Origin of the sequence: Pseudomonas syringae (assembly GCF_000737245.1) — a bacterium.
Classification (GTDB): domain Bacteria; phylum Pseudomonadota; class Gammaproteobacteria; order Pseudomonadales; family Pseudomonadaceae; genus Aquipseudomonas; species Aquipseudomonas syringae_J.
The window spans coordinates 93,098-107,400 of sequence record NZ_JPQU01000078.1 but is presented as its reverse complement, the minus strand read 5'-3'; the positions used below and the strand labels follow the sequence as shown (position 1 = coordinate 107,400).

Annotated in this window: 13 protein-coding genes; 6 read left to right on the top strand and 7 right to left on the bottom strand. The window is 58.5% G+C overall.

Annotation, left to right across the window (positions count from 1 at the left end):
* Window positions 1-137: 137 nt before the first annotated feature.
* From IV01_RS03070 to IV01_RS03090, 5 genes are all read left to right on the top strand, one after another.
* Window positions 138-1,052, top strand: a complete 915-nt coding sequence (locus IV01_RS03070; protein WP_032631193.1) for an ABC transporter permease subunit — start codon at window positions 138-140, stop codon at window positions 1,050-1,052.
* A 2-nt stretch (window positions 1,053-1,054) separates the two neighbouring features.
* Window positions 1,055-2,335 (top strand): high-affinity branched-chain amino acid ABC transporter permease LivM, encoded by a 1,281-nt coding sequence (livM, locus tag IV01_RS03075; protein WP_032631192.1) that lies wholly within the window; start codon window positions 1,055-1,057, stop codon window positions 2,333-2,335.
* A complete protein-coding gene (locus IV01_RS03080) occupies window positions 2,332-3,207 on the top strand; it encodes an ABC transporter ATP-binding protein (protein ID WP_032631190.1) in 876 nt (291 codons plus the stop codon). Before livM ends, IV01_RS03080 begins: the two co-directional genes overlap by 4 nt.
* Complete coding sequence (locus IV01_RS03085; protein ID WP_032631189.1) at window positions 3,204-3,920, top strand: ABC transporter ATP-binding protein; 717 nt, start codon at window positions 3,204-3,206, stop codon at window positions 3,918-3,920. Before IV01_RS03080 ends, IV01_RS03085 begins: the two co-directional genes overlap by 4 nt.
* A gap of 819 nt (window positions 3,921-4,739) precedes the next feature.
* The gene (locus IV01_RS03090; RefSeq protein ID WP_032631187.1) at window positions 4,740-5,504 is read left to right on the top strand and encodes an SDR family oxidoreductase; all 765 of its coding nucleotides are present in this window, start codon (window positions 4,740-4,742) and stop codon (window positions 5,502-5,504) included.
* A 115-nt stretch (window positions 5,505-5,619) separates the two neighbouring features.
* Here the strand turns inward: IV01_RS03090 and IV01_RS03095 are convergent, their stop codons facing one another.
* The 6 genes from IV01_RS03095 to IV01_RS03120 form a co-directional block, all read right to left on the bottom strand.
* Window positions 5,620-6,753: an AGE family epimerase/isomerase gene (locus IV01_RS03095; protein WP_032631186.1), complete on the bottom strand. Its 1,134-nt coding sequence runs from the start codon at window positions 6,751-6,753 to the stop codon at window positions 5,620-5,622.
* Between the two features lie 228 nt (window positions 6,754-6,981).
* On the bottom strand, window positions 6,982-7,554 hold the full coding sequence (locus IV01_RS03100) for a HupE/UreJ family protein (protein WP_032631184.1): 573 nt from the start codon (window positions 7,552-7,554) through the stop codon (window positions 6,982-6,984).
* A 131-nt stretch (window positions 7,555-7,685) separates the two neighbouring features.
* On the bottom strand, window positions 7,686-8,303 hold the full coding sequence (gene ureG / locus IV01_RS03105) for an urease accessory protein UreG (RefSeq protein WP_032631183.1): 618 nt from the start codon (window positions 8,301-8,303) through the stop codon (window positions 7,686-7,688).
* 47 nt (window positions 8,304-8,350) lie between these two features.
* On the bottom strand, window positions 8,351-9,025 hold the full coding sequence (locus tag IV01_RS03110) for an urease accessory protein UreF (protein WP_032631182.1): 675 nt from the start codon (window positions 9,023-9,025) through the stop codon (window positions 8,351-8,353).
* Window positions 9,022-9,522: an urease accessory protein UreE gene (ureE, locus tag IV01_RS03115; RefSeq protein WP_032631180.1), complete on the bottom strand. Its 501-nt coding sequence runs from the start codon at window positions 9,520-9,522 to the stop codon at window positions 9,022-9,024. The genes IV01_RS03110 and ureE overlap by 4 nt, the downstream gene beginning before the upstream one ends.
* A gap of 168 nt (window positions 9,523-9,690) precedes the next feature.
* On the bottom strand, window positions 9,691-10,323 hold the full coding sequence (locus IV01_RS03120) for a TetR family transcriptional regulator (protein ID WP_032631179.1): 633 nt from the start codon (window positions 10,321-10,323) through the stop codon (window positions 9,691-9,693).
* A 447-nt stretch (window positions 10,324-10,770) separates the two neighbouring features.
* Here IV01_RS03120 and IV01_RS03125 point away from each other — a divergent pair, with 447 nt between their 5' ends.
* Window positions 10,771-12,837 (top strand): AsmA family protein, encoded by a 2,067-nt coding sequence (locus tag IV01_RS03125; protein ID WP_032631178.1) that lies wholly within the window; start codon window positions 10,771-10,773, stop codon window positions 12,835-12,837.
* Window positions 12,838-13,391: 554 nt separating this feature from the next.
* Here the strand turns inward: IV01_RS03125 and IV01_RS03130 are convergent.
* The gene (locus IV01_RS03130; protein ID WP_418903562.1) at window positions 13,392-13,928 is read right to left on the bottom strand and encodes a ferritin-like domain-containing protein; all 537 of its coding nucleotides are present in this window, start codon (window positions 13,926-13,928) and stop codon (window positions 13,392-13,394) included.
* Window positions 13,929-14,303: the final 375 nt, after the last annotated feature.

The window sequence follows — 14,303 nt, the reverse complement described above, 5'->3', positions numbered from 1 at the left end:
GGCACCGGTTCGTCTTGATAACGGGGACGCATGGTCGCGACCCCGAGTTCTTCTGTCAGCTGTTCGATGAGGCCCGTGTTCCTCACAAGGGAGCTCTGGGCCTGCATCTCAGCCTTTCAAGTTCGTGAGCGTGCGTGATGGACGGTATTTTCCTGCAGCAAATGGTCAACGGCCTGACCCTCGGGTCGGTCTACGGTTTGATCGCCATCGGTTACACGATGGTCTACGGCATCATCGGCATGATCAACTTCGCCCACGGCGATGTGTACATGATCTCCGCTTACCTGGCTGCTATCGGCCTGGCCGTCTTGTCTTTCTTCGGGGTTGAGTCATTCCCGTTCCTTATTCTCGGCACACTGATCTTCACCATCGTGGTGACAGGCGTTTATGGCTTTGTCATCGAACGAGTGGCGTACAAGCCATTGCGTAACTCTACGCGCCTGGCCCCGCTGATCAGCGCCATCGGTATTTCCCTGATCCTGCAGAACTACGCGCAGATTTCTCAAGGTCCACGCCAGCAAGGCGTTCCGACCCTGCTCGAAGGCGCCTGGCGCTTCGAGATCGGCAGCGGCTTCGTGCAGATCACCTACACCAAGATATTCATCCTGATTGCCGCCTTTGTCGGCATGGGCGTACTGACCTACATCATCAAGTACACCAAGCTTGGCCGGATGTGCCGCGCGACCCAACAGGATCGCAAAATGGCATCGATCCTGGGCATCAATACAGATCGGGTGATTTCCTACGTGTTCATCATCGGTGCGGCCATGGCGGCCTTGGCCGGTGTGCTGATCACCATGAACTACGGCACTTTTGACTTCTATGCCGGTTTTATCATCGGTATCAAGGCATTCACCGCAGCGGTGTTGGGCGGCATCGGTTCACTGCCCGGTGCGATGCTGGGCGGCCTGATCCTGGGGGTTGCCGAGTCGCAATTCTCTGGTCTGATCAACTCCGACTACAAAGACGTTTTCAGTTTTAGCCTGCTGGTGGTGATTCTGATTTTCCGTCCTCAAGGCCTGTTGGGTCGCCCGCTCGTGGCGAAGGTATAACTATGTCTGCTCCTATCAAACCCATCGACATCAAACAAAGCCTGATCGACGCCGTCATCGCTGGCTTGCTGGCGCTTATTGTTTTCGGACCGATTGTCGGTGTAGTGCTCGACGGTTACGGCTTCAATCTGCAACCGACCCGGGTGGCCGTGCTGGTCGGCGTGGTCATGGTCGGAAGGCTGTTGTTAAGCCTGTTCATGCAGACCCCCAAAGGTGTGAGCATCGCCCAGAGTTTCGAAAGCTCTGGCTCTGGCGTACATGTACTGGCCCCGGACTACAAATCGCGTCTGCGCTTTATCATTCCGGCCATGGTGGTGATTGCCATCGTGTTCCCGGTGTTCGCCGATAAATACGTGCTGACCGTGGTCATCCTCGGCCTGATCTATGTCCTGCTCGGTCTGGGCCTGAACATTGTGGTGGGGCTCGCTGGCCTGCTGGACCTGGGCTACGTGGCGTTCTACGCCATCGGTGCCTATGGCCTGGCGCTGGGTTATCAGTATCTGGGGCTGGGGTTCTGGTCCGCGTTGCCATTGGCGGCCATTGCCGCAGCATTGGCCGGCTGCATTCTGGGCTTCCCGGTATTGCGCATGCACGGCGACTACTTGGCGATCGTGACCCTGGGCTTCGGTGAGATCATCCGGCTGGTGCTGAACAACTGGCTGTCGTTCACCGGTGGTCCGAACGGTGTGCCGGTTCCATCTCCGACCTTCTTCGGTCTGGAGTTCGGCCGGCGCGCCAAAGAGGGCGGCGTGCCGATCCATGAGTATTTCGGTTTCGATTACAACCCGGATCTGAAATTCATCTTTATCTATGCCGTGTTGTTCCTGGTAGTGCTGGCGGTGTTGTACGTCAAGCATCGCTTGACCCGCATGCCGGTCGGCCGAGCCTGGGAAGCTTTGCGTGAAGACGAAATCGCCTGTCGGGCCATGGGCCTTAACCACGTCTTGGTCAAACTCTCGGCGTTTACCATCGGGGCGTCTACTGCGGGGCTGGCGGGCGTGTTCTTTGCCAGCTATCAGGGCTTCATCAACCCGACGTCGTTTACTTTCTTCGAGTCGGCGCTGATTCTGGCTATCGTCGTCCTCGGCGGTATGGGGTCGACGGTAGGCGTAGTGATTGCCGCATTCGTGCTGACCGTTGCTCCAGAGTTGCTGCGTAGCTTCGCCGAGTACCGGGTGCTGCTGTTCGGGATATTGATGGTGTTGATGATGATCTGGCGACCACGCGGCCTGATCCGGATCAGCCGTACCGGTGTGACTCCACGCAAGGGGGTAGCGCCATGAGCAATGAAATCATTCTTTCAGTTGAGCACTTGATGATGCATTTCGGCGGGATCAAGGCGCTCAGCGATGTCAGCATCCAGGTGCGGCGCAACTCGATCTTTGCTCTGATCGGCCCAAACGGCGCGGGCAAGACCACAGTGTTCAACTGCCTCACCGGTTTCTACAAGGCTACTGGCGGACGCATTGAATTGCACACCCGCGGTCAGACCACCAACGTGATCAAGCTGCTGGGTGAGCCGTTCAAGGCTTCGGACTTCGTGTCGCCGAAAAGCTTCCTCAGCCGCGTCTATTACAAGATGTTCGGCGGTACGCATCTGGTGAACCGGGCAGGGCTGGCGCGTACGTTCCAGAACATCCGCCTGTTCAAGGAAATGTCGGTACTGGAAAACCTGCTGGTGGCCCAACACATGTGGGTCAACCGCAGCATGCTGGCGGGTATCCTCAATACCAAGGGCTACCGCGACGCTGAAGAAGTCGCCATCAACACGGCGTTCTACTGGCTGGAAGTGGTGGATCTGGTGGACTGCGCCAACCGCCTGGCGGGTGAATTGTCCTACGGCCAGCAGCGTCGCCTGGAGATTGCCCGGGCCATGTGCACCCGGCCGCAGGTGATCTGTCTCGACGAGCCGGCTGCGGGTCTCAATCCCCAGGAAACCGAAGCATTGAGCGGCATGATCCGCCTGCTGCGCGACGAGCACGACATGACCATCGTACTGATCGAGCATGACATGGGCATGGTCATGGGTATTTCCGACGATATTGTGGTGCTTGACCACGGCAACGTGATTGCAATGGGCGGGCCTGAACAGATCCGTAACGATCCAAAGGTGATCGCCGCGTACCTGGGCGCTGATGAAGAGGAGTTGGTATGAGTAAGCCGATCCTCGAAATGAAAGAGATCGACGTGTTCTACGGGCCAATCCAGGCCCTGAAGAAAGTCTCGCTGCACATCAATGAAGGCGAAACCGTGAGCCTGATCGGCTCCAACGGCGCGGGCAAGTCCACGTTGCTGATGTCGATCTTCGGCCAGCCCCGTGCTGCCAGCGGGCAGATCATTTATCAGGGCATCGACATCACCCAGAAGTCGTCGCACTACATTGCGTCCAACGGCATTGCGCAGTCGCCGGAAGGTCGCCGGGTATTCCCCGACATGTCAGTCGAGGAAAACCTGATGATGGGCACCATCCCCATTGGCGACAAGCACTCGGCCGAAGACATGCAGCGCATGTTCGAGCTTTTCCCGCGTCTCAAGGAGCGCCGCAACCAGCGGGCCATGACCATGTCGGGTGGCGAACAGCAAATGCTCGCCATCGCCCGTGCCCTGATGAGTCGTCCGAAGCTGTTGTTGCTTGATGAGCCAAGCCTTGGCCTGGCACCGATCATCGTCAAACAGATCTTCTCGACCCTTCGGGAGCTGGCTTCGACCGGCATGACCATCTTCCTGGTCGAGCAGAACGCCAACCACGCGCTGAAACTGTCTGACCGGGCCTACGTAATGGTCAACGGCGAAATCCGCCTCAGCGGCACCGGCAAGGAGCTGCTGGTCAACGAAGAAGTGCGTAACGCCTATCTGGGCGGGCATTGATTCAGTATCGACGATGATCTCCCGTGGGACCGGCTTTAGCCGGGAAGACACCGGTCCATTCGATGAATCTCTATCGATGGAAATGCAGCCTTCCCGGCTAAAGCCGGTCCCACGCCCTCAAATTCGTGATATCCAGTGTCTGTTCCTCAATTGTGGAAAACAATTTTGACGCAGCCTCAAACCGCGACATAAAGCCGCTGCAAATGGTTGTTTTGTCACGCTTTTGACTTGTTCAGGTTTACTGTGGAACTGCCTGTGAATAACGTGGGTGCAGCTGTCTGCAGCCCTTTATTTCCGTGGCCTCCAGCTTTATGGTTAAAAAATGATCAGTGGTTTTTCGGCTAGCTGAGTAGCCATTTGTCAACGACCTGAGGGCTGGTTTTTCATACAGCTCCCGAGTGTCTTCAGCCTGTGGATAAGTCTGTGGGCAAGCGTTGGAAAGAGTTCGCAAACCGGCTCTGGATATGGCTTCAGGCGAGGGCAGGACATTTCGTGGTCGCATGTTGTTACATCGGCTTTACACGTGGACGGCCTCAGGTCAAGGCAAAAATTTTTGATGCTGCCTTGCAGCCCTCGTAATCCGCGACTTCCAGTTAAAACACTTGCCCCCTGAAATTGTGGGGCTGGCTGTGGATAAGGTGGGTAAAACAGCCTGGAGGCCTTGTCTGGCCTGGCTTTACCTGGGCTGGTTGTTTTTTGTACAAATCCCCCCTTTATTTATCCACAGACTTGCCCGCGAACCCTCTGGGCGGCATGCTGCTGGGCTATTTATATCGTTATCAACAGGGCTGACTGCCTAAACCCCTTCAGGAGAATGAAATGACTTCCACTGTGTTCATTACTGGCGCTACTTCCGGGTTTGGCGAAGCCTGTGCGCGCCGCTTTGCCGAGGCGGGCTGGTCGCTGGTGCTGACCGGTCGCCGTGAAGAGCGTCTCAATGCCCTCGCCGCTGAATTGTCGAAGCAGACCAAGGTGCATACGCTGGTGCTGGATGTGCGTGATCGCGCCGCCATGGAAGCCGCCATCGACGGTCTGCCTGCCGAGTTCGCGTCTATTCGCGGCCTGATCAACAACGCCGGTCTGGCGCTGGGTATCGATCCTGCGCCCAAGTGCAGCCTGGATGACTGGGACACCATGATCGACACCAACATCAAGGGCCTGGTCTACAGCACGCGTTTGCTGCTGTCGCGCCTGATTGCCCATGGTCGTGGGGCGAGCATCGTCAACGTCGGTTCGGTGGCGGGCAACTATCCGTATCCAGGCGGCAACGTGTATGGCGGCACCAAAGCGTTCGTCGGTCAGTTCTCGCTGAACCTGCGCAACGACCTGGTCGGCACCGGCGTGCGCGTCACCAACCTTGAACCAGGCCTGTGCGAAAGCGAGTTCTCGCTGGTGCGCTTTGGCGGTGATCAGAGCAAGTACGACGCGACCTACGCGGGCGCCGAGCCGATCCAGCCGCAGGACATCGCGGAAACCATCTTCTGGATCATGAACACCCCGGCCCACGTCAACATCAACAGCCTTGAGCTGATGCCGGTCAGCCAGACTTGGGCAGGGTTGGCAATTGATCGTACGCGTGGTTGATGGCTGAGAATTGATTGGCCTGTTGGAGCGAGGCTTGCCCGCGAAAAACGATGACGCGGTATTTCTGCTATATCGCGCCGCCCAGTTCGCGGGCAAGCCTCGCTCCAACAGGTTTTCAGCCGAAATACTTAGCCAAGCCGATGTAACACGTCGCCAGGTGGTAAGGCGTGGTGGACGGCATGTCGCTGCGGCTGATCTGGCCATTGCTGTCCAGGCACTCGTTCCAGCCGGTGTCGTGCAGGAAGTTCGCTTGCAGAGCCAGTAGCTGACGGCTGAGTGCCGCTTCGCTGCCAGGACGCAGGGTCAGTGCCCGCAGGTACTCAGCCTGAGCCCAGATACGTTGGCTGCCGTCTTTGATCTTGCCGCCTGCTTCCAGCATCGCCACTACAGCGCCAGTCCGTGGATCGACGCCTTGGGTTTCGGAATGGGCAAAGGCGGTGGTCAGCGAGCGGTGCAACGGACTGCCGCGCAAGTGCTCTGAAGACTCCAGCAGGAAGAACCACTCGAACTGGTGCCCCGGCTCGTACCAGTTATCCACAGCCGTGAGCGGCTTTTCCAGCATCACCCCGTGTTCGGTATCGACAAAGCGTCGCTGCATCGCGGCCGTCAGTGCATCGAGTGCGGCAAGGGTTGCGCCGTCTTCACGCACTTCAATCGTGGCCAGGAAGGCTTCGGCCAGGTGCATCAGCGGATTCTGCAACGGGCCGCTGTTCAGCGTCGTCCAGTCTTCGTTGAGGACTGCGTCATACAAGCCGTCGTCATCGGCAAAGCGCTCGGCAACCACATTCAGCGCCGCATTGAGCACTGACTCCACCAGCGGCTCGCGAACCCTGGCCCAGTAATGAGCGCAGGCGAAGATGATGAAGGCGTGGGTGTACAGATCCTTGCGGCGATCCAGCGGCGCGCCTTGCGGGTCAATGCTGTAGAACCAGCCACCATGCTCGGCATCGTGGAAATGCCGTTGCAGGGAGCGAAACAACGCAGCGGCGCGAGACGACGCGTCAGGCACCGATGGATGATCAATCAGGCAGGAAAACAGGAACAGCTGCCGGGCGCAGGCCATAGCGCGATAGCGCTGGGGTGGCAGTGGCTGGTGTAGGGCGTCGACCGCCTCATAAGGCAGCGCCAACTCTGCATTCCAGCCAGGACCGAGCCAGACCGGCACGATCTTCTGCAGAAAATGCGTTTGAACACGGGCAAAAACAGCGTTCAGATCAGGTTGGGAGGCAGAGCTGGAAACATCAGGCATCGGCTGGCGTCACGGCAGGGGCGAATTGCGCGACATGGTAGCAGGAGAGGGAATTGAAATGTCTGTAAGTGCGCAATCCTGTGGGGGGGTTCCATGTTTGTCAGCAATGCACATTTTCCGTGGGACCGGGTTTAGCCGGGAATAGGCTGGTAAGGCTGCAAGAATGAGCCGTCTGAAATGCAGCCTTCCCGGCTAAAGCCGGTCCCACAAATGCTGTGCGATTTTGAACTACGCCGCCAGCAACCAAACCCCCGCAGTAGCCGAAGCTGCACCGGCAATTCGCACCAACGGCGCAGCCGCAGCTGGCAGGAAGCGCACCACGGCGTACCCGGCGGCATGCAGCGCGGCGGTGGCGGCTACGAAACCTGCGGCGTAAGCCACTGGGCTGGACATCTCAGGCAGCTCAAGGCCGTGAGCGACCCCGTGGAACAGCGCAAACAGCGCCGTTGCGCCCACTGCTATGAACAGCGGCGGACGTACTGCCAGCGCAACCGCCAGCCCCAGGGCCAATACTGACGCGGCAATGCCGCTTTCCAGAGCTGGCAGGTCCAGACCTTCAAAGCCCAGCAGCCCGCCAATCAGCATGGTGCCGACGAAGGTGCAGGGTAGCGCCCAGCGAGCCGCGCCTTTTTGCTGCGCGGCCCACAGGCCAACGGCAAGCATGGCCAACAGGTGGTCCAGGCCGCCGATCGGGTGACTGATGCCAGCCATCAGGCCGTTGTCGCCATGCCCGGGGTGAGCGAAGGCCAGCGCCGGGACCATGAGCAGCGCGAGAGCGCCAAAGGCTTTTTTATAGTTCATGCAAAGCTTCCTTGAGTGAGGTGAAGATGCGGCCTTCCCGGATAAACCCGGTCCGCACGGTCTGCGTGCGATCCCACTGTCCAGTGGGAGCGAATTCATTCGCGAAGAGGTCGGTTCAGACACTTAATGAATCACGCCGCTTCGGTCAGCAGACCCTGGCGTTCGATAAAGGCAATGATCTGTTCCAGGCCCTGGCCGGTTTTCTGATTGCTGAAGACGAAAGGCTTTTCACCGCGCATTTTCTTGGTGTCGCTGTCCATCATCTCCAGCGAGGCACCTACCAACGGTGCCAGGTCGATCTTATTGATCACCAGCAGGTCGGATTTACAAATGCCAGGGCCGCCCTTGCGTGGCAGCTTGTCGCCAGCCGAAACGTCGATCACATAGATGGTCAGGTCCGACAGCTCCGGGCTGAACGTCGCCGACAGGTTGTCGCCGCCAGACTCGACGATGATCAGGTCCAGCCCGGGAAAGCGCCGATTCAGTTGATCCACCGCTTCCAGATTGATCGATGCGTCTTCACGAATCGCCGTGTGGGGGCAGCCGCCAGTTTCCACGCCGATGATGCGCTCCGGTGCCAGGGCTTCGTTGCGCACCAGAAAATCGGCGTCTTCGCGGGTATAGATATCGTTGGTCACGACCGCCAGGTTGTAGCGTTCGCGCAGGGCCAGGCAAAGCGCCAGGGTCAGAGCGGTCTTGCCGGACCCGACCGGGCCACCGATGCCGACGCGCAGAGGTTGGCTGTTCATTGAGTTCTCCGTTGAGCTCTAGTGCGTAAGTTCTGTCAGGTAAAAAATCAGGAGCGAAAGAGTCGGCTGTATTGCCGTTCATGGGCCATGCTCGCCAATGACAGGCCAAACGCGGCGCTACCAAAATGCTGTGGATCAAGTTCTGTGGCCCGTTGCTGAGCCAGTTGCAGCAAAGGCAACAGCTCGCTGGTGAGGCGTTGCGCAGCCTGTTGCCCGAGAGGCAGGGTTTTCATCAGCACCGCCAGTTGGTTTTCCAGCCAGCTCCATAACCAGGCGGCCAGCGCGTCCTGTGGGGTTATGCCCCAGGCGCGTGCGGCCAGCGCCCAGCCCAGCGCCAGATGCGGCTCGTCCAACTGGGCGAGAAAGTGGCGGGCGGGGCGATCCAGTTCGGGTAAACCGTTGAGCAATTGCTGTAACGAATAGCCCATCTGCCGGCTTTCCTGATGCAGCTCGCGGGTTTCCCGGCTGGCGCGATGCTCCTGGCTCAGTTGCAGCAACTGACACCAGTTTTCATCGGCCGCCGCCTTACAGTGGGCGAGTAGCAGCGGCGCTTCAAAGCGCGCCAGGTTGAGCAACAACTGATCGCTGATCCAGCGCGAAGCCGTCAGCGGGTCGATCACGATGGCTTTCTCCACCGCCATTTCCAGGCCCTGGGAGTAGCTGTAGCCACCAATCGGCAATTGCGGACTGGCCAGGCGCAGCAGCGCCCAGGCGCTGTTCACAGGCGCACGCCAAACTGGTGCAGGCGTGGTGGATAGTTGAAGTCTTCTTCGCCAGCTCGTGAGTGGTGGTGGCCACCGCCATAAGCGCCGTGTTCCGGTGAGAATGGCGCCTCGATGGATTCGGTGGTCGCACCCAGTTGGTCAAGCATCGCCTTGAGCACATAGTCGTCCAGCAGACGCAGCCAGCCGTCGCCCACTTGCAGGGCCACGTGGCGGTTACCCAAGTGATAGGCCGCGCGGGTCAGTTCGAAGCTGCTGCTGCACGTTACATGCATCAATGCTTCGGGACGGGCGCAGACCCGCACGATGCGCCCGTCTTCAGCTTGCAGAAACTCGCCATCGCGCAAGGGTTGCTGGCCGCGTTCCAGGAACAGGCCAACGTCTTCCCCTTCAGCGCTGTAACAGCGCAGACGGCTCTTGCTGCGGGCTTCAAAATTCAAATGCAGCTCTGCAGCCCATTCGGTTTGGGTGTCGATTCTTTTATGAATCACCAGCATCGGGAGGCTTCCAGCTAATTGCGATGCTTCAAAGCAGAGCAAGGGGCTTGCCAACAGTGCAGGTTGTAGGAAAAAGCTGACGGAAAAGGCAGGAAGAGGGGAGGAGAGAAAATAACAGGCACCATTTGAGTGCCTTTAGATTTTGGTGCACCAAAATGTTTCTTTTTGCTACTCGGTGTTGCCAAGACCACGCCAGTATTTCGCGCCATTAAAGATAAAGCGCAGTTGGTGGGTGATCTTTGCTTGTGGCGTCATGTGCGCAGGAAGGTTTTCGCTGGGCGGGTCGATCAGCTCGGGGAGCATGGCGAATACGCTTTTCACCACCAGATCGGCGAGGATCGACAGGGCTGCCGAATCCAGATGCTGCCATTTGGGCATTGTCGCCAGATCGGCCGCGAGGTCGGCGCTGATGCCATCACGCAGGGCACAGAGTGCCTGACGCACCGGGCGCGAACCACCGTACTGTTCCCGGGCGAGAAACAGGAACTGCGAGCGCTTGGCCGACACCACATCAAGAAAGATCCGCACCGAGGCCTCAATCAGCCCGCTCATGACGAACTCGTTGTGGCGCACCAGACGCAAGGTCTCGCGAAAGGTCTGGCCCACTTCGCTGACGAGCGCCAGGCCTAGCTGATCCATATCGTCGAAATGCCGGTAAAAACCGGTTGGCACGATGCCTGCCGTCTTCGCCACTTCCCGCAGGCTCAGGCTGCCGAAACCGCGCCCGCTTTCCATCAGCGTGCGTGCTGCATCGAGCAAGGCGTGGCGGGTCTGTTGTTTCTGTTCGGCGCGGGGCAGCATGTGAGCGGACAAATTCTGAGTGACAGCTCAGCACTCTAGCAAATCAGCGGGGGGGATGGGAGCTACGGTGTATGTGAGCCCCACGCATCTGAAGTGGGAGCGAGCTTGCTCGCGAAAGCTATGTTCCTGTTCACAGAAATTTATTCGAATGTCCCGGCCTCTTCGCGCGCAAGCTCCCACAGACACGCACCGACTCCGTTGGCGAGTGGGCGGCATCCCGACTTGCCCGATCCCTGTGGGAGCCGAGCTTGCTCGCGAAGAACGATGACCTGGTCTGCCTGACACACCGCAGCGCCTGATTCGCGAGCAAGCTCGCTCCCACAGGGTGCTGTCTTTAATGCTGTAATTTTCAAACCCAATCAAACCCTCACGGCATTTGTCAGTCGAAGTGGAAAGTCGTAAGCAGCAGGGCCAGGGCCGGCCTGTTGTCATCTGGAGAGTTTTGCAATGACCCGTAGTCGTAAAGTGTTTGCCTGGACGGGCGCCATTCTATTGTTGGTGCTGGCTGTATTGGTCGTTGTGATCGCCACGTTTGACTGGAATCGGATCAAGCCGACCCTCAACGAAAAAGTTAGCGAGGCGCTGCATCGGCCGTTCGCCATCAATGGCAATCTGGCGGTGATCTGGCAGCGTGAGCCCGAGGAAGGCGGCTGGCGCGCCTGGGTACCGTGGCCGCGATTCGTTGCTGAAGACCTGAGCCTGGGTAACCCAGAGTGGTCGAAAACTCCGCAGATGGTCACTCTCAAACGCGTCGAGTTTCGTCTCTCGCCGCTGCCACTGATCGTCCAGCAGGTAGTCATCCCGCGTATCGACCTGACTGGCCCCGATGCCAGACTGGAACGTCTGGCTGACGGTCGCGCCAACTGGGTCTTCGACTTGCCTAAATCCGATCCCGACGCCAAACCTTCCAACTGGGTGCTGGATATCGGTGCAATCAAGTTCGACAAAGGCCTGGTCAGCTTTAACGACCAGACCTTGAACACTCAAGTTGATGTGGTGATTGATCCGCTGGGCAAGCCGATCCCGTTCAGTGACATCGTCGGCAGTGGTGAAGCGAAGAAAGCCCAGGACAAGGGCATCAGGCCTCAGGATTATGCCTTTGGCCTCTCCTATAAAGGTCAGTACAAGGGCCAGAAGCTCAGCGGCACCGGCAAGGTCGGCGGTCTGCTGGCGCTCAAGGATGCCTCGCAACCGTTTCCGGTGCAGGTTGATGTGAACGTCGGAGATACCCACGCCGCTGTGGCCGGCACTGTCACCGATCCGCAGAATCTCGGCGCCCTGGATCTACGTTTGAAACTGTCAGGCAGCAGCCTGGGCAATCTCTATCCATTAACCGGCGTTACGCTGCCGGATTCACCTGCCTACGCCACTGATGGCCGCCTTATTGCCAAGCTTCACGACGCCGACGGTGCGAACTTCCGCTACGAAGGCTTCAACGGCAAGATCGGCAATAGTGATATTCATGGCGACCTCGGTTTCGTTGCCAGCCAGCCACGCCCCAAGCTGACCGGTGCGCTGGTGTCCAATCAATTGCTGTTCACCGACCTTGCACCGCTGATCGGCGCGGACTCCAATGCCGCGCAGAAAAAGCGCGGTGGTGACAGCAAGCAACCGGCGGGCAAAGTGCTGCCGGTGGAGCAGTTTCAGACCGATCGCTGGCGCGCCATGGACGCCGACGTAGAGTTCACCGGCAAGCGCATTGTGCAAAGCCCGGATCTGCCGTTTTCCGACCTCTATACCCACGTGGTGCTGGACGATGGTCAGCTGAGCTTGCAGCCGCTGCGCTTCGGGGTTGCGGGCGGCAAGCTGGATGCCGACATTCGCCTGGATGGGCGTAATCAGCCTTTGCTGGGGCGGGCGAAAATTTCTGCCCGCAACCTCAAGCTCAAGCAGCTGTTCCCAACCTTCGAACCGATGAAAACCAGCTTTGGTGAGCTCAACGGTGATGCTGACATCAGTGGTAAAGGCAACTCCATCGCGGCATTGCTGGGCACGGCTAATGGCGATCTGAAGATGTTGGTCAACGACGGCGCGATCAGCCGCGGCCTGATGGAAATCGCCGGGTTAAACGTGGGCAACTATGTGGTCGGCCGGCTGTTTGGCGACAAGGATGTGAAAATCAACTGCGCAGCGTCAGATCTGGGTATCAAAGACGGTCTGGCGACCACGCGGTTGTTTGTGTTCGATACTGAGAACGCGATTATCTATGTCGATGGCACGGCCAACTTCAAAACCGAGCAGCTGAATATGGAGATCAAGCCCGAATCCAAAGGCTTCCGGGTGTTCTCGCTGCGTTCGCCGCTTTACGTGCGCGGTTCGTTCGCCAAGCCTGATGCCGGCGTGCATTCCGGCCCGCTGTTACTGCGTGGTGCGGGGATGGTGTTGCTGGGGGCCGTGGCAGGGCCTGCTGCCGGACTACTGGCGCTGGTAGCCCCAAGCGGCGGCGAACCCAACCAGTGCGCGCCGTTGCTGGAACAGATGCGCGCGGGTAAGGCACCGAAGACAGTGCAGTAGGTTATCTGTTGGAGCCGGGCTTGACCGCGAAGAACGATGACGCGGTAGGCCTGAACCCCCGCGGCGCTTGATTCGCGGGCAAGCCTCGCTCCAACGGGAATTTGCAGTGCTTGTTGGAGCCGGGCTTGCCCGCGAAAAGCGATGACGCGATAGGCCTGAAGCACCGCGTCGCTTGATTCGCGGGCAAGCCTCGCTCCTACGGGAATTTGCGGTGCTTGTTGGAGCCGGGCTTGCCCGCGAAGAACGATGACGCGGTGTGGCTGATGTACCGCAGCGCCTGCATCGCGGGCAAGCACCGCTCCCACAGGGAATTTGCAGTGCTTGTTGGAGCCGGGCTTGCGCGAAGAACGATGACGCGGTAGGCCTGAAGCACCGCGTCGCTTGATTCGCGGGCAATCCTCGCTCCCACAGGGGGATTTACGGTGGCCGTTGGAGCGGTGCTTGCCCGGGAATTGGTTGCGCGTGGTATGACAGGGATCGTATTTCTTCCGCGAGATCGCCGTTCAAGGCAAAAAAACCAGGACTCAGTCCTGGTTTTTTGTACTGCGGCAGACTTACGACAAGTCTTTCAAAATATCCGCCATGTCATCGGCATGCTCTTCTTCCTGAGCCAGGATGGTTTCGAAGATGCGACGGGTTGTCGGGTCATCTTCGCCGATGTACTGGATGATTTCGCGGTAGCTGTCGATGGCGATACGTTCTGCCACCAAGTCTTCGTAAACCATTTCCTTCAACGTATTACCCGCGACATATTGCGCGTGGGAGTTTTTCGACAGCAGGTCAGGGTTGAACTCCGGTTCGCCACCCAATTGCACGATACGTTCGGCCAGTTGGTCAGCGTGTTCCGCTTCCTGCTCCGCGTGCTCCAGAAACTCTGCCGCAGCGACGCTCGCCTTCAGGCCGGTGGCCATGTAGTAGTGGCGTTTGTAACGCAGCACGCAGACCAGCTCGGTGGCCAGGGATTCATTGAGCAGGCGCAGCACGGTTTCACGATCAGCGCTGTAGCCTTCGGTGACGGCACCGTTTTCAACGTTCATACGCGCACGCTGGCGCAGGCTGCTCACATCAGATAGTTGCTGTTCTTGGCTCATCATTTATCTCCATAGCTAATCCGGTTTCCGTCTCGCTCTTGATGCGCTGGCCATTAAAGGTTCTGGCGGGCGCTTGGCATGATCGGTAATAGCTGTGAGTGCCCCACGTCCGGAAAAGTTTTATTACATTTTCTCTAATCAGCCCATAGCGAAATATTAAGAAACGACTGTGCAACGCTGCGGTCCCAGACTTGAGACACAAAAATCTATGGAGATACACCATGCTCAAGTTTCTAGGCAGCACCATCGGAATCATCTTTTTGATCGGCCTGATCGTGGTCATCGCCTTGTTCAAGCTCGTTTTCTAAGGATGAGCAGCTTCTAGGGTTTTACTAAGCTACGCCCGCTGACAAAAGCTACGCTCACAAAAAAGCC

Excerpts from the sequence above, each read along its gene's own strand:
- IV01_RS03070 (WP_032631193.1), top strand. The coding sequence starts at position 138 with ATGGACGGTATTTTCCTGCAGCAAATGGTCAACGGCCTGACCCTCGGG.
- IV01_RS03125 (WP_032631178.1), top strand. The coding sequence starts at position 10,771 with ATGACCCGTAGTCGTAAAGTGTTTGCCTGGACGGGCGCCATTCTATTG.
- IV01_RS03080 (WP_032631190.1), top strand. The coding sequence starts at position 2,332 with ATGAGCAATGAAATCATTCTTTCAGTTGAGCACTTGATGATGCATTTC.
- ureG (WP_032631183.1), bottom strand. The coding sequence starts at position 8,303 with ATGAACAGCCAACCTCTGCGCGTCGGCATCGGTGGCCCGGTCGGGTCC.
- IV01_RS03130 (WP_418903562.1), bottom strand. The coding sequence starts at position 13,928 with ATGAGCCAAGAACAGCAACTATCTGATGTGAGCAGCCTGCGCCAGCGT.
- IV01_RS03100 (WP_032631184.1), bottom strand. The coding sequence starts at position 7,554 with ATGAACTATAAAAAAGCCTTTGGCGCTCTCGCGCTGCTCATGGTCCCG.
- livM (WP_032631192.1), top strand. The coding sequence starts at position 1,055 with ATGTCTGCTCCTATCAAACCCATCGACATCAAACAAAGCCTGATCGAC.
- ureE (WP_032631180.1), bottom strand. The coding sequence starts at position 9,522 with ATGCTGGTGATTCATAAAAGAATCGACACCCAAACCGAATGGGCTGCA.
- IV01_RS03090 (WP_032631187.1), top strand. The coding sequence starts at position 4,740 with ATGACTTCCACTGTGTTCATTACTGGCGCTACTTCCGGGTTTGGCGAA.
- IV01_RS03095 (WP_032631186.1), bottom strand. The coding sequence starts at position 6,753 with ATGCCTGATGTTTCCAGCTCTGCCTCCCAACCTGATCTGAACGCTGTT.
- IV01_RS03085 (WP_032631189.1), top strand. The coding sequence starts at position 3,204 with ATGAGTAAGCCGATCCTCGAAATGAAAGAGATCGACGTGTTCTACGGG.
- IV01_RS03120 (WP_032631179.1), bottom strand. The coding sequence starts at position 10,323 with ATGCTGCCCCGCGCCGAACAGAAACAACAGACCCGCCACGCCTTGCTC.